Raw genomic sequence first — 19,584 nt, forward strand, 5'->3', positions numbered from 1 at the left:
ATTTTTCTCCTAAATACCGCACTTAACAAAATTCTGCTGCAGTTTAGAGACATTAGAATAATAAATTCAATTTTATTGACCCTTGGTGACTATAGTATTTTTTACCAGTAGTTAACCAGTCATAAGTGGTCATGATTTCTGTCATCCCACGTTTAATAGTCACGTTACCTCCAATTTTATAGCTGTATTTGGAAGGTTTTTGAGTAAAAAATAACTGGCTGTTGGAGGCGGTAATAGGGGTATGGGTAGTAACATTAGATATGCTAGCTTTATTACGGAAAAACTTTTCAGCTTCTACATATAAGCCTGGGGTTATTAGCATAGTACTAGTAATTTGTAACGGTAGGGCAGTGCCAAAACCAATAATTCCGGAAGTTTTTTTACTACTATTACTAGCAACTTCTAAGCTTTGAGCCTCGAAGTTTTGGGTATAACTTCCTGTATTATAGGAGCCATATTTGAAAGCCATATTTGGTATAACTAATAATTTACCAAGCTGCGATTTATGGGCAAGCACTACTTGACTGCTATAAGGTTTATTCTTGATTTTGTTGTTCAATATTTGGCTTTGAAAGGGAGTTTTTGTAATGATATCACCGAATCCTAGCGAAAAAAACCCTTGTAATATTAGTTTCTCTGTTAAACTACCTTGGCCATATAAAGATAATAAGTGAGTTTTTATAGCTACCTTCTGACTATGATTTTTATATTTAAAATTAGAAGTCACATAGTTATAGGCTAATCCAATAATACTATTCTCCTGTACTTCTATATCAGTGCCAATAGAGCCTATAGTAGTTTTACCATGATAATCGCCTGCCTTATCCTTGTCATTATTATATTTACTACTGCCATAATTGCCATTAATCCATAAATGTTTTGGTAGACTTTGCTCTTGATCCCCTGAACCTATGGCTGCTTTATTATAAGTAGAAAAGAGCCTATCTTGTGCTGCTTGAGTAATAATATGTTCTACTGTAAGCATTGAAGCATTTATTAGCGGTTCCAGGTAGTAAGGGTAGTTATTAGGGCTATTTGAGACTATTGAGGGTAGCAGTGGAGCATCGTCACCCCTTCCGCCGCCTGCAGGGGGTGAGAGTAGATCCGTCCTGCTTGCTTCACCGCTTGCAGGTCTGCTTTCTCCATTACCAATGCGGGGAAGGGGAGGTGTAGTGGCTGTTGGGAGGGGCAGTGAAGAAGAGCTACGAGGTGAATTATTAGCTTCTTCTTCCCTAGGCCTCTCATTAACTGCTGGCTGATCATGATTAGGGCTATAGTCAATTGATGAGAATTTGGTGATATCGTCGCTTAATGCTTGCCTATTATCTATAGGCTTCGTTCCATCGCTCCTAGCACCAACTTCTCCTGAATTGGCTATATTGGGATCAGGATCCTTTTTTACATCAGGCTCCATAGGTATTAGGCCAGTCGCCATGGGCTTGATAGTAGGAATAATAGGGTTAGCAGAAAACGCTTGTGGTTGATTAAGAGTGCCGATTTTACCTACATAGATAGGAGGAGCTTCTTGTACCTTGTCATGTTGCATTGGAGAGGAGTCCTCCCACTCTTTATCTACTCGCAATTCTTCTTCAGTTTTTGGCAACGCCGATTTTTTTTCTCGTGAAACAGTTTGATCCGGTGCACCCATTGCATTCATATGCGCCAATACTGAGGCTAGAGGTGTTCTTGGTGTAGGTGTGGTTGATTTAGGAAAAGTATTAGCTTTATTTTTTAGGAGATGACCGTTTTGTAATGATAGTTTAGCTCTAGTTTTGTTGAGCTGCTCCAGGAAGTCAGTAGGCGCAGGGTTGTCACTACTATCTAATAGCCGTGGAGGCACCGCTGGGGGAGCACTACCGGCGAGTACGCCACGCTGGTTAGCGTCATCAATAGTTTCTACTTTTGGTGTTGTATCCCTACTCCTCTGCGGTGATGGGGGCGGGGTTAGAATATTACTGAGATTATATTTGGGTTGAGTGGCAGGAGGAATAGCGGTCTTATCATCAGTATATTGTGTCTCATCCTCACCATCAGATTCTGAACTGCTGGACTCATTCATCGCCTTAGCCCTCTGGGTCAAAAGTAAATGTTTCGCTACTGTGGCAGTAATACTTGGACGATCTAGTTCTGGGGGCGCAGCTCCTGTTTTTGCAGTATTGCTTTTAGTATCCTTGGTAGACGTAGCGGTGTTATTATTCTTGTTATTATCGTTCTGTTGATTTGATAAAGTTATTAAGTTTTTCCAACCTTTATTTGGTTGAAAGTTTTTGAGACCGCCAATTGGCGGAGGAGGAAGCGGCGGAGGCGGTGGTGGTGGAGGAGGAGGAGAGGCATCAGGAGCTGTATTCGAAGCAGAAATAGCCAGATTAAGTTCTGCAGATGATGCAGCCCCAGCGTTACTGCCTTGACTTATGGCAGGTTTATTATCGTGTGCTGCACTTTGATTCCGCTTCAATAATGCCTCGTTCACTATGTGCTGCATCTGCTTAAACTGACTAACTTTTTTTCGCTCTTGAGGCGTAGGAGCTGCAAATACCAAGCTAGGCATACTGATAATAGTTGTTACTATACTTGATGTAAATAATAGGGCCTTAGCATTATCCCTTATTTTGCGTTTAATTTTGTGATTAGTAACGCTTGTTAGTGATAAAAAATTTTTCATAAACCTCTGAGTAATGGTTATTAACGAAGCTATAACGTAAGTAATTAATAAGTTCAAATAATCTATTAAGTTGTTAGCAATCTGTTAATCATTTAATATGGTTTAATAATATTTGTGTGACTTAATTGCTGCATAGTGAAGTATTACAACTTTTAATGGGCTTTTTTTACACTATGGGGTGAGCTATATCCTCGGGTTGTTTTGCTATCTAATTAGCAAAAATTAGGTGAACTACAATAGACCTCTTGCATAACCTAATCTAATTGGTAATTTTGTCGTCGAAACTCCTCTCTGTTCCTCACGTACTTAACATGTACGCTGCGGTACTCGACTTCGTTTCTCCTAAAAATTCTTCAATTATCTTTAGGTTATGCAAGAGGTCTAATATATTATGGAATCATGCGGGGCACCTTTCGCCTTTCTTGGGGGTAATCAAATATTAAAAAGATTGACAAATCATGATATTACCGCATAATGGCTATGATGGTTGTGCAGTTGCGTAAATAATCTAGCGAGATTTTACGAGGAAAGTCCGGACTCTACAGAGATATGGTGCTGGTTAACAGCCAGCGGAAGAGCAATCTTTTAGGGAAAGTGCCACAGAAAATATACCGCCAATTTTATTGGTAAGGGTGAAATGGTGCGGTAAGAGCGCACCGGTAGGTTGGTGACAAACTACGCATGGTAAACCCCACCAAGAGCAAGATCAAATAGGCACTACAGAACTTGCATGTTCCTAGGTTTCTCTGACTAGAAGTAGTGTGGGTAGATCGCTTGAGGTAAATGGTAACATTTATCCTAGATAAATAACTGCAGTAAGTATTAAAGTACTTATACAGGATCCGGCTTATAGACCATCATTTCTTTAAAAAAATCAAGATTCTTAAATATTATCTCATGAACAGTTAAGAATTACAAAAAGCAACTAGGTTCTTATATCTACTTATAACATATTTCTAAGGTATACTGCTCGTCACTGAAGAGTTGGTAGACGATAGAATCAACTTCAAGAAGAGCTAGGAGTGTCAAAGTCGAGAAGCGCAGCGTACTATAGTACGTGAGCATCGCAGATCTTTAAGGGCACAACGACGCCAATTCTTGAAGTTCAGCGAGTATATAAGGATCTAAGTTAAATTAGAAGTAAGGGCTAATTTAATTCCTGCAGCTCGGTTTTAGTAAATAATTTTATCTGTAAAGAAGTAAGCTCGGAGTTAATGGTATTTGATGCTAATTTATTTGCTTGAATTAACAAGTCGGTGTCTCGAGTAAGATCGGCAAAAAAGAATCTTATTTCTCCACTTTGTTTGGTACCTAAAATTTCTCCGCTACCTCTTAAAAGCAGATCTTGTTCAGCAATATAAAATCCATCATTACTATTGCGCATAATTTCAAACCGGGATTTTGCGGTCTTGCTGAGCCTTTTAGGGTCATAGAGCAAAATACAATGAGATTGGAGGTGGCTGCGTCCTACCCTTCCTCTAATTTGATGCAGTTGTGCTAAGCCAAATTGTTCGGCATTCTCTATAATGATTAAAGTTGCTTCTGGAATATTTATTCCTACTTCAATAACAGTAGTGGCTACTAAAATATGCACATCGTCTTGTTGAAATTTCTGCATAATACTATCTTTTTGCTCATTTTTCATTTTGCCATGGATTGCCGCAGTAATATTAGGATATATATTGTCAATGTAGGCTAAACGAGTATTTACATCAATAAGCTCTCTATTATTTTCAGTTTCTGCTCCTTCTGCCATTGCAGGTTCAATAAGGGGGCATACCCAATAGATTTTTTCCTTAGCTTTAAGCTTTTTATCCAAGCTAGTAATTATTAGAGGTAACTTAACTTTTGGCACTATACTAGTAATGATTGGCAAGCGGTTTTTAGGTTTGTTCATTAATTTGGAAATAGCCATGTCACCAAACATGGTAAGAGTAAGACTCCGAGGGATCGGGGTTGCAGTCATTACTAGTACATCTGGACTTGAAGCTTTATTAATTAACTCTAAGCGTTGTTGTACACCAAATCTATGTTGTTCATCAATTACTATATACCCCAAATTTTTAAAATTCACCTTTTCTTGAAATAAGGCATGGGTGCCGATTAATATATCAATATCCCCACGTTGTAAATCTAAGAGTGTTGGTTTCCTTTCGCTCGTTGCTAACCTGCTTGTCAGGAGTGCTAGCCTTATTCCTGTACCATTGAGTGCTTTAATAAAGAATTGATAATGCTGATTAGCTAATAGATCTGTAGGTACCATTAACGCTGCTTGAAATTTAGCTTCTATCACATTGACCATTGTCAACAACGCTACTATAGTTTTACCAGAGCCCACGTCTCCTTGTAGCAAACGCATCATTTCGCCAGCCGCTAATTGGTCTTGTTCAATTTCTGCAATTGCCATTTGTTGGTCGTTTGTGAGTTCAAATTCTAAGTTTCTAAGTATAGCATGTTGTAAGGTAATAGCCTTGGCAAATGAGTTACCCTGCTTTGCTTGAATTTGGGTGCGAACATAACATAAAGTTAATTGATTGGCTAAAAGTTCTTGCTCCGCAAGTCGCCTGAGGCACTCGGTATATCTTTGATCTAAATTACTGGAATTAGGAGCGACTTGCTGGTAATGTAGGATTTTTAGCTCTTCTATTAAGGCGTTGAGATACTCATGAATATCCTGTGAATTTTTGGCTATATTATCAGAAAACCTTTCTAGGAAAATTATAGCTTGTTTAATATATGAATGAAGCTGGGGATTTGTAATGCCATAAGTTAAAGAGTAAATTGGTTCTAGTGGATCATTAGCCTTGTCGTTAAAAATAAATTCTGGGTGAATTAATTGAGGCAATCCTGCGAACACTTGTGCTTTCCCCTTAACAATCAAGGTATTTCCTATTTGCAAATGTTGAAAAATAAAATTTGCTGGTCTATTAAAAAATATTAATAGGATAGAACCAGTTTCATTAGAGGCTAAAATTTTTAAAGGTTGTACTTTTTTAGTAGGTTTAAGAATTTCTTGAATAGTTACTCTAACCTGGATTAATAACCCATTTTTTAAAGAAGATAAATTAGGGGCAATTATTTTTATTTGATAAGAAGTAGGTCGATAAAATAATAAATCCCTTAAAGTAATTATTTCTAATCTTTTAAGCGCATTAATTATATTATCACTAATATTGAGATAAGTTTTAATGGGAGAGAGAAAAAATTTGTTAAAATCTGACATAGCCATAATATTGCCGGCCCTAAATAATCAGGCGACTTTAATTTTCTCTATTTATTATATTATACTGAGGCTAATTATATAACGTTTTTTTAGAAGTGATATCAATAAAAGCGTTTATTGTTGGAATTTACTAATAATAAATATCAACTTCCCGTTTGCTAGGTCACTTTTTTAATAGTTCACCAAATTTTCCACTTCAAGCTGCATTTATTAAAAATTACCATATGATATTTATTGTTAGGCTGTAGAAAAAGCTAGATTATTATTTAATAATAGATACAATATAGTTAATAAATCAATAAATGATTAAGATGTTACACAAGGGTCAACCCCTTATAGGGCCGTGGAGCCCGAGAATCGTAGAATTATATAATCAACTAATAGCATCAGAGGCCCCTGATTTCGATAAATTGAAAGCTCTTGTTGGGGAGGCACATGATGTCGAGATCAGCCGCCCTATTATAGTCAAATTGCTAAGAAATAGTGGGCAGAACTTAGACCAGTATTTACGTCCCGCAATAGCAGAACGACGTGATGATCTGTTGCAAATATTGGAGGAAATTCCTCAACATGAAGAGGAGGACGAAGAAGATGAGGACACGGTTAATGTCTATAAACAGGAGTGCAAGATAACTTACTATATCCAGAAATTGCTAGGAGATATAAAGGAGCGGCTAGGAGATATAAAGGAGGAGGGGCCAGCAGTTCTAAAAGAGTTGCTAGGAGATCTAAAGAAGTGGCTAAAGGACAGCCCACAAGAAGCAAGGTGTATTATGTCACCCGCCATAGTATTGTTGGGGCCCGGGATAATAATCAAGAGTATTACTTATATAGTACAACTTGGTTGTAAATTGTATAATCTCTATACTTCCGAATCATCAGACCCGGATTTTTTGGTATTAGAAAATAACACCTGCCCCTTACAGGGGGAGCTATATCAAGATTTTAATAATCATACATAAAAATTTCCTTTACTGAACCTAGCGGTCAACTACGATTTTTAAAAATTTAAAATTTCACAAGCATAGTTGATACCAAGTGGTGCATGCCTTTTTAGATATTGCATGCAAGGCTAGGGGGGTCAAAACCCCCCTAGCAACGTTATCTATCTTACTCTGTGATAGTCTTAAGCCAGGTTATATGCCTATTTTCGTTCGCTAGGCCTGTAGTCAACGTCTTTTCCGCTTCTATAAATTTTTGATCATGTTCAGTCATACGTTTATAGGCGGTATTAATATCTTCTTCTAGCTGTATAATAGCCTTGAGTATAGCATTATCTCCAAAAAGATTTGCAATAGCTACTTTTCCTATGGAGATTAGCTGAGTACCACTTGGGCCACGCGGCGCCTCTATACCTTTACTAGTTAACAGTTGAGTAAGGGCACTGACTTGGCTTTTATGCTCAGCTTTAGCATTAACCAGTCCTTGTTTATAGTTGGCACTCTCAATTCGATTAATAGCCGCTTCGTACGCCTCTAGCGCTTCATATTCTAATTCTACTAATTCCTTTAATGCTTTAGCAAAGTCTGTTTGCTGTCCTACAAAAGTAGTCATATCTATATATCCTCTGTAATTGTAAATAATCTAGGTTCTGTGAAGTTTTTATCTAATGGTCGATTTCGTCGTTATTTTCGTTCTCGAATCCTCACGTACATTTAGTACGCTGCGGTTCTGTGAGCAAAAATGCCTATAAATCTACTCATTATATAGAAACTTTCACAGAACCTAATATTAATGGCTCCTCAGAGCAAAATGCGAATCCAAAACCTTTTACGGCTGCTGGGGGATAATACCTGCGGTTCAGTATAGTCTTATACCGAACCACAGGCAGTCAAATTCAGATAAATTATTTCTATTGATCTGAATCATCTTTTTTAGCGGAGCTATTTGTATGACTCTGCTTTTTTTGGCTTGCTTTTCCACCCTTATGGGCTGTTTCGTGTAATGACTTCTTGTTCATTGTTGCGAAACCTTTTTTTTGAGTAGTCATTTTTACCTCCTAAATTTATATTATCAGGCTATTGTAAACTATGCTTTGAGCTCAAAACAGTGAGGTGCTCACACATCACGTTTTTAGGTTAACTCTTCTCGTAGCTGCTTGTCAACCTTTTTATCAAAAAAAATTATTAGAGTATATTTATATGTAGTATTGTGTTATATATTCCTAAAAAATTGCCATCAAACTAATTATCTTTTATAAAAATCTATGGAAAAGAAACTGTTTGTCAAAACTTATGGATGTCAAATGAATGTGTATGACTCCATAAAAATGCAAGACTTACTGGAGCCTTTTGGTTATAAGCCAACTGATACGATGCAGCATGCTGATATGATTATTCTTAATACATGCCATATTAGAGAAAAAGCTGCAGAAAAAATGTATTCTGAACTTGGCCGTATTAAGCAAATTAAAGATGAAAGAAAATCTCAAGCTAAACAGGATTTAATAATAACGGTAGCTGGTTGTGTTGGACAAGCAGAAGGAGATGAGATTTTTCGCCGTGCTCCTTATGTAGATATAGTAGTGGGTCCTCAATCTTACTACGAATTACCGGAATTAATTGCGAAAATTGCTAGGCATGAAAAACAATTAATTAAACTTGATTTTGTTGAAGAAGCAAAATTTGATAAATTACCTGAACAAACTGGAGTCAAAGATAGTAGTGCACTAATCTCAGTCCAAGAAGGGTGTGATAAATTCTGTTCTTTTTGCGTAGTACCTTATACAAGGGGGGCAGAATTTTCCCGCAATTTAGAACAAATATATAGAGAAACTGTAAGGGCAGTAACAAATGGTGCAAAGGAAGTAATTTTTCTAGGGCAAAATGTTAATGCGTATCATGGAAAAACGCCTGAAGGTATCGCCTGTAGTCTAGCGGATTTAATCAAATATATAGCGACTATACCTAGCCTTGAACGTATTAGGTATATTACTTCACACCCAATTGATATGACAGACGACTTAATCCAATTGCATGGCATTGAACCAAAATTAATGCCATTTTTACACTTACCCGTACAGTCCGGTTCAGACAGAATTTTGAAAGCAATGAACCGTAAGCATAATAGAGATTATTATTTCGATATTATTAAACGTATCAGAAGCGTTAGATCTGATATGATTTTTTCGTCTGATTTTATTGTAGGCTTTCCTAGTGAAACAGATGAAGATTTTGCAGATACCTTAGATTTGGTAAAAAAAGTAGGATACGGTCAATGTTACTCTTTTAAGTATAGTCCAAGGCCTGGCACGCCAGCAGCTGTTAAAGAACAGATACCAGAATATATTAAATCTAAGCGCTTAGCGATTTTACAAGAGGAATTATCGAAACAACAATTACAATTTAATGAACATTGTGTAGGGGCTACCATGCCAGTATTATTTGACCGTAAGGGAAAATTGGATAATCAGTTAGTAGGTAAAACAGCTTACATGCAGTCAGTACATATAATTAATCCTACCAATAACTTATTTGGACAAATTTGTGAGGTAAAAATTATCAAAGCTAGTACAAGTAGCCTGACGGGAAGTCTATATAGTCACTTAGGTTAAACTAGCTACGTTGTTGCTCGTCGCTTACCAAGTATCTACTAGGCTTCACTCCTCGCGCCTAGTATCTAATTCAACCTAAGTGACTATAGTCAATTTTAATACAAAATTAGTAAACATGCTCAAGAAATTATATGTAGGTCTAAAATTATTAGTAATAGTAGGATTAATAGGAATTAGTAGTGTAATGGCGTTACTCTATTACTACTCCCAAGACCTACCAGATTACTCACAACTTACTAATTATTATCCCAATTCTGTCACTAGAATTTATTCACAGGATGGGAAATTAATTGAAGAATACGCCTTCGAGCGTAGAGTTTTTGTTCCTATTAATAGTATTCCTCGCTTGCTAATAGAAGCTTTTATTGCAGCTGAAGATAAAAATTTCTATGAACATCCGGGGGTGGATATTATTAGTATTTTGAGAGCTGCGATATCTAATATCTTTAATATCGTTCGCCATCGTAGAGTAGAAGGGGCCTCAACTATTACCCAACAAGTAGTTAAGAATTTTTTATTAACTTCTGAGGTATCAATAGAGCGAAAAGTTAAAGAAGCAATATTATCTTACAGAGTTTCAAAAGTATTTACTAAGGATAAAATCTTGGAGCTTTACCTTAATCAAACATTTTTCGGTAAAGGAGCTTATGGAGTTGCTATGGCAGCCCAAAATTATTTTAATAAATCTGTCGAAGATTTAACTATTGCAGAAGCAGCGTTTATCGCTGGTTTACCCAAAGCGCCCTCAAGTTTTAATCCCACAAAAAATTATGCACGAGTAAAAGAGCGTAGAGATTACGTTCTTATGAGAATGTATGAGGAAGGTTATATCAAACAAGAAACAGTTCTAGAAGCAATAGCAACTCCTATTATTTTAAAACAACGTGATCGTAACGAAACAGTAAAAGCAGATTATTATGCGGAGCTGGTAAGAGAAGAAGTAATTAACAGAATAGGTAGTAAGGAAGAGTTTTATACTGGCGGTTTGACAATTATTACTTCCCTTAATGCAGATTATCAGAAAGCTGCGGATAATGCTCTGCGGCAAGGTATAAGAGATTATGATAAAAAGCATGGTTTTAGAGGTAGAATCAATTCTATCAATATAAATAACTGGCACGAAAACTTAAAGCAAATTGTGAAACCAGGAGGCTTACTTGAATATCAATTAGCTGTGGTGTTAACTCTTCAGGATATGCAAATTGAGATTGGGCTTGAAGATGGCAGTAAATCAAAAATACTTTTATCTGATATGAAATGGGCAGCAGCTAATCTGAAATCTGCAAAAACTTTATTAAAAGCTGGAGATGTGATAGTAGTTGAAAAGCTAAGCGCGAATTATGCCTTACGACAAATCCCTCTAGTTAATGGGGGCATTATAGTAATGAATCCTACTACTGGTCAAGTACTAGCTAGTAGTGGAGGATATGATTTTACCGTTAGCAAATTTGATCGTGTTACTCAAGCGCTAAGGCAGCCAGGTTCGCTTAGTAAAACTTTTGTATATTTAGCTGCTTTGGAAAATGCAGTGCAACCTAACACATTGTTTGAAGATGGGCCTGTAGAAATTGATCAAGGGGCAGGGCTGCCAATTTGGCGTCCAAAAAATTACAAAGGTGATTTTTTAGGATTAATCACTATGCGCAGCGGCCTTGAGAAATCACGCAATCTGATCACTGTTAGAGTGGCTCAAGCCATAGGCTTAAATAAAGTTGCTGAAATAATCAAAAGGTTGAATATTAATAGTGAGCCTAAAAAAGTATATTCTATGGTTTTAGGATCTCTTGAAACTACCTTAGAGAAAATGACTACGGCGTATGCAATGATTGCGAATTCAGGGAATAAAGTAACGCCGCATTTTGTAGAATTAATCAAGGACCGTAATGGCAAAATCATTTACCGTAGAGATAATCGTGAATGCAGAAATTGTCATATATCAGATCAACAACTTGCTGACCCCCCAAATCCCATTATCTCTGCTCCTAACTCTAAAATGATTATTGATGAAGCTAGCAATTACCAAATTACTTCCTTCTTAACAGGAGCAGTAGAAAGAGGGACCGCCGCGTCTGCCAAAAAGCTTGATAAGATTATAGCAGGAAAAAGCGGCACTACTAATGAAAGTATGGATACCTGGTTTATTGGCTTTACCCCTAAGATCATTGTTGGAACATATGTTGGCTATGATATTCCTAAAACTCTTGGCAAAACTGCTACTGGCTCAAGTGTTGCCTTACCTATATTCATTAATTTCATGGCAAATGTTTATGCTAATATTCCTTCTTTGCCCTTTCACGTGCCAGATACCATTAAATTGTTACGCACCGATCGAAAAACTGGCAAAGTGACAGCCCTTGGCGATATCGTCGAAGCATTTAAAATTAATGATATACCGCAAATACCGCATATAGATGGGCAGCAAGATGAAGATATATTTTATAATATGCCCCCTGAACAAGATGCTTCTCAGGAAATATATTAATCGTAATCTAGGTTAGGTTAGTAAGATAAAATATCAATATCGTTCCACCCTATTAAATCTAAGTTAGCTCTAGTAGGTAAAAATCTAAATATATGCTTAGCTATATCTAACCTTGCTTCGGCTACAAGCATTTGGTGTAAAATGCTACGTATTTGATGTAAGTACACCACATCCTTGGCAGCATATTCTTTTTGTTCTTCTTTTAATATCTTACTGCCCCAATAGGAAGATTGTTGTTGTTTCGACAACTGGATACCAAGTAGCTCACGGCATAACTCTTTAAGTCCATGAAAATCAGTATAGGTACGGACTAATTTAGAGGCTATTTTTGTACAGAAAATATTTTCTAAATCTATTTCAAGATATTTTTTTATCGCGGCTAGATCAAACCTAGCATAATGAAATATTTTTTCTCGAGTTGGATCAAGTAATAGCTTTTTTAAATTAGGCGCCGAGTAATTTCTATCTATAAAATTTATTAGATAAACATTGCCATTACCATTAGTCATCTGTAAAAGGCATAATCTATCTCTATGTAAATTTAAGCCCATTGTTTCAGTATCAATTGCAATATCACCTGAAATATCTAGATCTTCAGGAATATCATTGGAAAAAACTATAATATTTATAAACACCTCCTAGGTTATTTAATTACTAGACCTTTTTCCAAACTCGCTACTACATTACCAGTAGGAATAGAGTTTAGAAAGAGGTCTACTTTGTCCCTTCTTTAGGGTCATTTTTTGTTTCTACAGAGTTTATAATAAAAACTTGTTCATTTGGCATAGCTACTCCTAGAACTCTGCGTGCTTCTTGATCTAGCATATCACGGTCTAGTAATTCGGGCCTGAGTAATTTCACCCTATGTTCTAGCTCAATCCTTTCATCTCTGACAATTTCAAGGGCAGTATAGGTTTTTTCAAGTTGGTGGTTTAATGAAAAATAAGCTATAATACCTCGATTGCCATAAATAGAATGATAAATAAAATATGACAATAATAAAAATAGAAAAATATTAAAAATAATTTTCTTTGAGCTTTTTATTGCCATAAAAAAATATAAATGCTTCATAATATTTGACTAGTGACAAATAAAATAGGGGCCGTTAAAATTATGCTGTCAAACCGATCTAAGACTCCGCCATGACCTGGTATTATAGTACCACTATCTTTAATTGCAAATTTCCGTTTAAAATATGAAATAAATAAATCGCTCAGCTGGGCTATTAGTGCCAGAAAAATAGCTGCTATAATTAAGTGCTGCCTTTGCAGCAAATAGGGTTGAGACAAATTAAACCCTGGAAATAAGCTCAGTAAAAAAGCCGCAAGCCCACTGCCCAAAATCCCTATTAGTAAACCGCTCCAAGTTTTGTTAGGGCTGATTGTGGGCGCAAGCTTAGGACCTTTTAGGTTTTTTCCTCCCACCATAGCAAATGTGTCCACTGACCATATTATAATAAAATATAGTAATAATAGCCAGTATTGCGTCTCATTAATAGCAATAAATATTAGAGATATAGTAGGAACTGGAATAATCATAAACCCTAATAGCTGATAACAGTAAGAGGATTTTGTCATCTGACACCATTCATATAACATCCCTATAGTGACTAATAACATCAGGAAACAGAATAGTAATTTACTAAACATAATAGCTATAATAAAGATTGGACCAAGCACTAATGCTGATAAAACCCTCAGTATGTTCTGCCTGTGTTTTTTACCTTGCACCAAAATTCCTTTTCCTTTTTGAGTAATTATCTAATGCTTCTATCAGATCTTCCTTAGTAAGTTCTGGCCAGTACTTAGAGATAAAATGTAGTTCAGCATAAGCTGATTGCCATAATAAAAAATTACTTATCCTAAGTTCTCCGCTAGTACGAATTAATAAATCAACATCCGGCATTTCATTATCATATAAATAATCTTTAAATTCATTTTCACTAATTTGGGTTTTGCCAGAATTAATAATTTTTTGACAGGCATCAATAATTTCTGCTCGTCCTCCATAACTAAAAGCAATGCAAAGAGTCATCTTGGTGTTATGTTTTGTTAGCTCGACAGAGTCGAGCATTTGTTTTTGTAATAGTTGTCCTGCCTGTTCTAGCCTCCCTATGATTTTTATTCTGATCCCATTTTGATGTAATGAAGTTGCTTCGTTTTTGAGGTAATTACGTAGTAATTTGAGTAAAAATGCAATTTCTGTTTTAGATCTATGCCAGTTTTCCGAAGAAAAAGTATATAGAGTTACATAAGGGATATGAAGTTCTATAAGGGCTGGTAATAACTTTTTAACATTATTTGCTCCAACGCGGTGGCCTTCAGATTTAGGCACCCCGTTACTCAATGCCCATCTGGCATTACCATCCATGATGATAGCTAAATGATTTACTGTGCTGGTAATGGTCATATTGAAATATCCTGCGCGATGCGAGTTTCGGAAGAAGTCTGTTTTCAAATCCAACTCGCGAGATCATTCGAGTATACATAGTCTATTAAGATATATCAAACTTATATATACTGCTCGTACTTCAAGAATTGGCGTCGTGGCACCCTAAAGATTGAGGCTGCTCACGTACTTATATAGTACGCTGCGCTGCTCGACTTTGCCACTCCTCGCTCTTCTTGAGGTTGATTCTATCGTCTACCAACTCTTCAGGTACGAGCAGTATACAAAAAATAAGGAGACACAAATAAAGCAAAATTTACTATATTCCTATAGTGAGTTAAGGTGAGGTATTGAAATCCGCACCAATAATCCCCCTAAATTCTTGCTATCTTGCAATAATATAATACCATTATGGTCTGTAATTATTTCTTTAGTAATAGCAAGACCCAGACCAACGTTTCCTGAGTTGTTGATTGAACGTGATTTATCTGAGCGATAAAACGGTTTAAAGACCCGCAATTTTTCTTCGTCGTTGATACCTTCTCCATTGTCCTCAATGGTTATGATTACGCTTGCATTAATAGCATGGGCAGAAATTTCAATTTTGGTAGAATATTTTATAGCATTATTTATTAAGTTGGCTAGAGCTCGTTCAAAATTACCAACTTTAAGTTGCACTTGTATTTCTTGTGTTGTGGTTAAGAGAGTAATATTGGTAGTAGGCCATTTATTTATTACTCCTTGTAACCAAGGTAATAAATTAATAAGCTGATATTCTTCGCCATTTTTCCCTGTAGTAAAGTCTAAATAAGAGTTTATCATTTGTTGCATTATTTCTATGTCTTCCTGTAATTCTTTAGTCGCTTCTGTGGAGGGCATTAAAGCTAATTGTAATTTCATCCTAGTTAAAGGAGTACATAAATCATGAGAAATCATAGCTAGCATTCGAGTTCTTTTTTCTATTTGTTTTTCAATTCGATTTTTCATTTTAAGAAAAGCAACTCCTGCTTTTCTTATTTCTTTTGCTCCTGAGGGCTTAAAATTATTGCTCCCCTTTGCTTCCTGTCCAAACTGATCCGCAGCGTCGGCAAGAGTTAAAATAGATTTAATCTGATTTTTAGAAAAAATTAAAGAAATAGAAAGTAGCAATATTGTTAAAAATATTAACCACAAAACAAAAATATAAGCGGTAGGGTTGATCAATAATTTTGTGGGAAATGATATTTCTAGCAAACCGTTAGTTAATTGAAAATATACTTCAATTCTTTTATTATCATTAATCTTAATAATATTTCGTTTATTAATTTTGCCATCTATAACACTTTTAAAAATTTCTAATTCTTCGCTAATTTTAGGTTGTATTGTAGGGAGGTAGGAATTTTTATGAAATTGATATGCTAAATTTAGATAATTAGTTTCTAGAAGAGTTTGTTCTAAAAAATTATTTTTATTTTGTTCAAGTAGGGCGATTATTTCATTGGCAATAATATTGCTGGTATAGTATGACACATTATACCAATGCCTATCATAGAATAAAAATACTGCCAGAATTTGTCCTATTAAGGTAGGAATAATAATGATTAATACAAATCTAGCTAGTAAAGTTTGAGGAATAAGTTTACGTATAGATAGCATATCCCCCATTACGTATAGTTCTTAGATATTTAGGGCGCTTAGGATCATCTTCAATTTTACTTCTTATGCGAACAATTTGTACATCAATAGATCTAGGGCTTAAACCTCCCATTATTTTGGATAACTCATCACGGGAGATTACTTGTCGCTCATTTAGTAGTAATAATTCTAGTAATTTCTGTTCAGTAGAACTCAAATTTACTAGATGATTATTTTTTATAAATTCTTTTGTATCAAGGTTATAATAATTATTACCTAAACGCTTAATTTTCCCTGCCTGGGTATGTTGCGCGTGGCTTTTTATTAGGTTATTAACTCTGAGCAATAATTCCTGGGGCTCAAAGGGCTTTGTTAAATAATCAGATGCTCCTGCTTCTAAGCCGGTCACACGATCTCTGGGCTGAGACAACGCAGTAAGCATAACAATCGGTATATTATTGCCGGTTGATCTTATAATATTTGCAAATTCAAGACCGGTAATATCTGGTAGCATAACGTCAAGGATAATTAAGTCAAAGATTCTCTCTCCTAATAAAGCTTTAGCTTGCTGGGCATTAGTGGCAGTTGATACCGCAAAGCCCTTGGTACATAAAAATTGCTTCAAAAGTTTCAGTATTCTGGTATCATCATCGACTACTAAAATATGATATTTATGTTCTTGCATAAATTAAATTTTATAATTAATCTGAATGTTCAAATAGCTCGTGATATATTATAAAAAAGAATTACCTATTGCGAGTAGGATTAAACTCACTCTTACAGTAAAAGTAAGTATATAGGTAACCTCAATGTGATACAAGAATAGTCTTCATGCATAATTCGCATCGAGCTGGTAATAGAATTATGTAAAAGCCTAATAATTAAATATTAGTATATTCTTAATAATAATAGAAAAATAATGTCCCGAGATAATCAATCTATAAAAATTGCTAGTACACCTTGCCCATATATCTGGATGAATGGCGAATTTATTCCAGTAAATGATGCTAAAATATCCGTTCTTACTCATAGCCTACACTATTCGGGGGGAGTATTTGAAGGAGAAAAAGCCTATAATGGAAAAGTTTTTAAGCTAGCAGAACATACTACTAGGCTTTTAGCATCAGCAAAAATTTTATATTTGGACACCCCATATAGTGCTGATGATATTATTAAAGCCCATCATTTACTCATAGAAAAAAATAATATTAAAGATGCTTATATTCGTCCATTAATTTGGCAAGGTAGTGAATCCCTTAATATGACCAATCCTGCGTTATCAGTGAATTTATTAATTGCTGCTATCCAATCTGCGCCTAAACCTTCTGCTGCCTTAAATTTACATATTGCCCGGTTCAGGAAACCTCACCCTACTTCTTTGCCTCCCCAATGTAAATCATCGGGGCACTATAATATGATGATTACTACTCAAAAAGAAGCAAAATCTTTAGGGTATGATGATGCTATTGTATTGGATTGGCAAGGTTTGATAGCTGAATGTACTGTTGCTAATATATTTTTTGTCAAAGATGAGCGATTATTCACCCCTATTGCTGATCGATTTCTAGATGGTATAACGCGGCAAGCAGTGATGAATATGGCAAGAAATATTGGTTTAGAGGTAATAGAAGAAAGGATAGCTATGGAAAGATTAGAAGAATTTAAGGAGGGTTTTATTACCGGTACTTCTGTAGAAATTAAAGGGATCAATTCTATTAATTTAGGCAAAGAAACAGTATTGTTTAAGGAGCATAATATTACTAATTTGCTCAAAGCTAAATATAAAGAATTAGTGGGAGCGGTTATGTAAAGAAGTGAAAATAGTTTTGGCGATAGTGGTGCTAATACCTGGTACTTTTGATAATTCCTCTATAGTTGCCTCACATATAGCTTTATATGAGCCAAAATAATATAAGAGAGCTTTCTTTCGCCCCTGCCCAATAGAGGTAACCTCATCTAAGCTAGATATACTCAGCGCTTTAGAACGACGTGCTCTATGGTTTTTTATAGCAAAATTATGGGCTTCATCTCGCAAAATTTGTAAAAATTTCATGACTGGTAAATTTTTATCAATAGTAAACCCTTCTTTATTGAACATATAAAATTGTTCATTTCCTGCATTCCTGTCCACCCCTTTTGCCATACAAACAACAGGAATATTCATCTCAAATTCATTCATTATTTTTTGGACAACTGTTAAATGGCCTTTTCCGCCATCAATAATCATTAAGCTAGGGCTCTTGCTGGGGTCCTTCTTTAGCTTAATAACTCTTCTAGTTAAAACAGTTTCTAACATTTTATAATCATCGCCATGTTGTATGGGGATATTAAAAATTCTATATTCTTTTTTATCTAACCCAGATTGGGTGGCAACCACCATACTACCTACCGCAAAACTGCCCATGATATGACTATTATCATAAACCTCAATGCGAGTTGGAATGATAGCAAGGTTAAATAGTGTCTGTATTTCAGCAAAAATCAACTGGTTTTTAGCAAATTGATTTAAATGGTGGTCAAGGGCTGCTCTAGCATTAGTTTCTGCATTTTCTATTAGTTTGATTTTGTCAGCATTAGTTGGCTGGGAAATAGTGACTTCCTGGTTATTACTAATTTCCCTAATAGCTTTAGTTATTAAGGTTAAATCATTAATTGGATGATTTATAATGATTTCCTCAGGGATTTGGGCAGTTTGATAGTGTTGAGTGATAAATTGTGTTAATATTTCCGATTTCGTGCTGTCATTATTCTCAGTATGTAGAGGAAAATAAGGGAGATTACCATAAAACTGTCTATTCCTATAAACAAATAATTGTATACAATAGCCATTACTTTTTTCAGTAATGGCAATAACATCTGCATTTATTACACTATTACCGAGTAAATTTGATTTAAGTTGGATGTAACTGATAGCTTTAATTCTATCTCGTATTGCTGCCGCTTCCTCAAAACGTAATTGAGCACTGAAATTTTCCATCTTTTGAGCAAGTAACTGTTGAAGTTGCGCAGTTTGTCCGCTAAAAAATTTTTCTACTTGCCTTACTAGCTCATTATATTCTTCTTTGGTAATTTTACTGACACAAGGAGCGCAACAACGACCAATTTGGTATTGTAAACACGGGCGCTTACGGCTTTTGAAGTAATTATCACTGCAAGAACGTAATTTAAAAATCTTCTGTAATTCACGCAAAGTATTATTAACTTGCTCTATTGCAATAAAGGGGCCAAAAAATTTGCCTTCAGATAAATTTTTGCCTCTATATTTGATTAATTGCGGATAATCACTCTCTAACGTTAGCTTAATATATGGAAAAGACCGACCATCTTTCAGTAATATATTAAATTTTGGCTGTAATTTTTTGATTAATTGTGCTTCTAGTAATAAAGCTTCTACCTCTGAGTTAGTAATATTATACTCTAAGTAGTTGACTAGCGATATTAATCGTAAGGTTTTAGTATCAAGATCGCTTTGGATATAATTAGTAAGGCGTTTCTTAAGATTTTTAGCTTTTCCTATATAAAGAATTTTTTTATCCTCTCCTAGCATTTTATAAATTCCAGGAAGATTTGGGATATCTTGAATATAAGACTTTATTAACTCATGGCCGATAAGTTTAGGTGCTAATAACTCGGCAACACAATTCTTAATTTTCATCGAGTGT

15 protein-coding genes and 1 other RNA gene are annotated in these 19,584 nt (G+C 35.4%); 5 read left to right on the forward strand and 11 right to left on the reverse strand.

The window, feature by feature from the left end:
- Positions 1-52: 52 nt before the first annotated feature.
- On the reverse strand, positions 53-2,662 hold the full coding sequence (locus AAGD44_RS01075) for an autotransporter domain-containing protein (protein WP_341764215.1): 2,610 nt from the start codon (positions 2,660-2,662) through the stop codon (positions 53-55).
- A 479-nt stretch (positions 2,663-3,141) separates the two neighbouring features.
- On the opposite strand from AAGD44_RS01075, the gene rnpB reads away from it, so the two are divergent.
- Positions 3,142-3,528: RNase P RNA component class A (gene rnpB / locus AAGD44_RS01080), an RNA gene on the forward strand.
- A gap of 281 nt (positions 3,529-3,809) precedes the next feature.
- Here rnpB and AAGD44_RS01085 read toward each other — a convergent pair.
- On the reverse strand, positions 3,810-5,891 hold the full coding sequence (locus AAGD44_RS01085) for an ATP-dependent DNA helicase RecG (protein ID WP_410520990.1): 2,082 nt from the start codon (positions 5,889-5,891) through the stop codon (positions 3,810-3,812).
- Between the two features lie 305 nt (positions 5,892-6,196).
- Here AAGD44_RS01085 and AAGD44_RS01090 point away from each other — a divergent pair, with 305 nt between their 5' ends.
- Entirely contained in the window at positions 6,197-6,847 is a 651-nt protein-coding gene (locus AAGD44_RS01090; protein ID WP_341764217.1) for a hypothetical protein, read from the forward strand.
- 148 nt (positions 6,848-6,995) lie between these two features.
- On the opposite strand, the gene AAGD44_RS01095 is transcribed toward AAGD44_RS01090, so the two are convergent.
- Both AAGD44_RS01095 and AAGD44_RS01100 read right to left on the reverse strand, forming a co-directional pair.
- Entirely contained in the window at positions 6,996-7,439 is a 444-nt protein-coding gene (locus AAGD44_RS01095) for a ferritin-like domain-containing protein (protein ID WP_341764218.1), read from the reverse strand.
- Between the two features lie 298 nt (positions 7,440-7,737).
- Positions 7,738-7,875, reverse strand: a complete 138-nt coding sequence (locus tag AAGD44_RS01100; protein ID WP_341764219.1) for a hypothetical protein — start codon at positions 7,873-7,875, stop codon at positions 7,738-7,740.
- Between the two features lie 216 nt (positions 7,876-8,091).
- Here AAGD44_RS01100 and miaB point away from each other — a divergent pair, with 216 nt between their 5' ends.
- Positions 8,092-9,438 carry a tRNA (N6-isopentenyl adenosine(37)-C2)-methylthiotransferase MiaB gene (miaB, locus tag AAGD44_RS01105; protein ID WP_341764220.1) on the forward strand — a complete coding sequence of 449 codons (1,347 nt, stop codon included), beginning with the start codon at positions 8,092-8,094 and terminating at the stop codon, positions 9,436-9,438.
- A 115-nt stretch (positions 9,439-9,553) separates the two neighbouring features.
- Positions 9,554-11,920 (forward strand): penicillin-binding protein 1A, encoded by a 2,367-nt coding sequence (locus AAGD44_RS01110; RefSeq protein ID WP_341764221.1) that lies wholly within the window; start codon positions 9,554-9,556, stop codon positions 11,918-11,920.
- Positions 11,921-11,937: 17 nt separating this feature from the next.
- Here the strand turns inward: AAGD44_RS01110 and AAGD44_RS01115 are convergent, their stop codons facing one another.
- The 6 genes from AAGD44_RS01115 to AAGD44_RS01140 form a co-directional block, all read right to left on the reverse strand.
- A complete protein-coding gene (locus AAGD44_RS01115) occupies positions 11,938-12,549 on the reverse strand; it encodes a ribonuclease D (RefSeq protein WP_341764635.1) in 612 nt (203 codons plus the stop codon).
- 85 nt (positions 12,550-12,634) lie between these two features.
- Positions 12,635-12,991, reverse strand: coding sequence for an FtsB family cell division protein (locus AAGD44_RS01120; RefSeq protein ID WP_410520991.1), 357 nt, complete (start codon positions 12,989-12,991; stop codon positions 12,635-12,637).
- A complete protein-coding gene (locus AAGD44_RS01125; protein ID WP_341764637.1) occupies positions 12,988-13,680 on the reverse strand; it encodes a phosphatidate cytidylyltransferase in 693 nt (230 codons plus the stop codon). Before AAGD44_RS01125 ends, AAGD44_RS01120 begins: the two co-directional genes overlap by 4 nt.
- Complete coding sequence (gene uppS, locus AAGD44_RS01130) at positions 13,640-14,329, reverse strand: polyprenyl diphosphate synthase (protein WP_341764222.1); 690 nt, start codon at positions 14,327-14,329, stop codon at positions 13,640-13,642. Before uppS ends, AAGD44_RS01125 begins: the two co-directional genes overlap by 41 nt.
- Positions 14,330-14,635: 306 nt before the next feature.
- Positions 14,636-15,943 carry a HAMP domain-containing sensor histidine kinase gene (locus AAGD44_RS01135; protein WP_341764638.1) on the reverse strand — a complete coding sequence of 436 codons (1,308 nt, stop codon included), beginning with the start codon at positions 15,941-15,943 and terminating at the stop codon, positions 14,636-14,638.
- Entirely contained in the window at positions 15,927-16,607 is a 681-nt protein-coding gene (locus tag AAGD44_RS01140) for a response regulator transcription factor (protein ID WP_341764223.1), read from the reverse strand. Before AAGD44_RS01140 ends, AAGD44_RS01135 begins: the two co-directional genes overlap by 17 nt.
- 234 nt (positions 16,608-16,841) lie before the next feature.
- On the opposite strand from AAGD44_RS01140, the gene AAGD44_RS01145 reads away from it, so the two are divergent.
- Positions 16,842-17,732, forward strand: a complete 891-nt coding sequence (locus AAGD44_RS01145; protein ID WP_341764224.1) for a branched-chain amino acid transaminase — start codon at positions 16,842-16,844, stop codon at positions 17,730-17,732.
- Here AAGD44_RS01145 and uvrC read toward each other — a convergent pair.
- Entirely contained in the window at positions 17,712-19,577 is a 1,866-nt protein-coding gene (gene uvrC / locus AAGD44_RS01150; RefSeq protein WP_341764225.1) for an excinuclease ABC subunit UvrC, read from the reverse strand. The genes AAGD44_RS01145 and uvrC overlap by 21 nt on opposite strands.
- Between the last annotated feature and the right edge of the window lie 7 nt (positions 19,578-19,584).

The sequence above is a fragment of the Candidatus Tisiphia endosymbiont of Beris chalybata genome, assembly GCF_964026555.1.
Classification (GTDB): Bacteria; Pseudomonadota; Alphaproteobacteria; order Rickettsiales; family Rickettsiaceae; genus Tisiphia.

Bases quoted from the DNA above. Each gene is read 5' to 3' on its own strand.
- AAGD44_RS01100 (WP_341764219.1), bottom strand. From the start codon at position 7,875: ATGACTACTCAAAAAAAAGGTTTCGCAACAATGAACAAGAAGTCATTA.
- AAGD44_RS01120 (WP_410520991.1), bottom strand. From the start codon at position 12,991: ATGAAGCATTTATATTTTTTTATGGCAATAAAAAGCTCAAAGAAAATT.
- AAGD44_RS01140 (WP_341764223.1), bottom strand. From the start codon at position 16,607: ATGCAAGAACATAAATATCATATTTTAGTAGTCGATGATGATACCAGA.
- AAGD44_RS01075 (WP_341764215.1), bottom strand. From the start codon at position 2,662: ATGAAAAATTTTTTATCACTAACAAGCGTTACTAATCACAAAATTAAA.
- AAGD44_RS01090 (WP_341764217.1), top strand. From the start codon at position 6,197: ATGTTACACAAGGGTCAACCCCTTATAGGGCCGTGGAGCCCGAGAATC.
- AAGD44_RS01110 (WP_341764221.1), top strand. From the start codon at position 9,554: ATGCTCAAGAAATTATATGTAGGTCTAAAATTATTAGTAATAGTAGGA.
- AAGD44_RS01135 (WP_341764638.1), bottom strand. From the start codon at position 15,943: ATGCTATCTATACGTAAACTTATTCCTCAAACTTTACTAGCTAGATTT.
- uvrC (WP_341764225.1), bottom strand. From the start codon at position 19,577: ATGAAAATTAAGAATTGTGTTGCCGAGTTATTAGCACCTAAACTTATC.
- AAGD44_RS01085 (WP_410520990.1), bottom strand. From the start codon at position 5,891: ATGGCTATGTCAGATTTTAACAAATTTTTTCTCTCTCCCATTAAAACT.
- miaB (WP_341764220.1), top strand. From the start codon at position 8,092: ATGGAAAAGAAACTGTTTGTCAAAACTTATGGATGTCAAATGAATGTG.
- AAGD44_RS01095 (WP_341764218.1), bottom strand. From the start codon at position 7,439: ATGACTACTTTTGTAGGACAGCAAACAGACTTTGCTAAAGCATTAAAG.
- uppS (WP_341764222.1), bottom strand. From the start codon at position 14,329: ATGACCATTACCAGCACAGTAAATCATTTAGCTATCATCATGGATGGT.
- AAGD44_RS01145 (WP_341764224.1), top strand. From the start codon at position 16,842: ATGTCCCGAGATAATCAATCTATAAAAATTGCTAGTACACCTTGCCCA.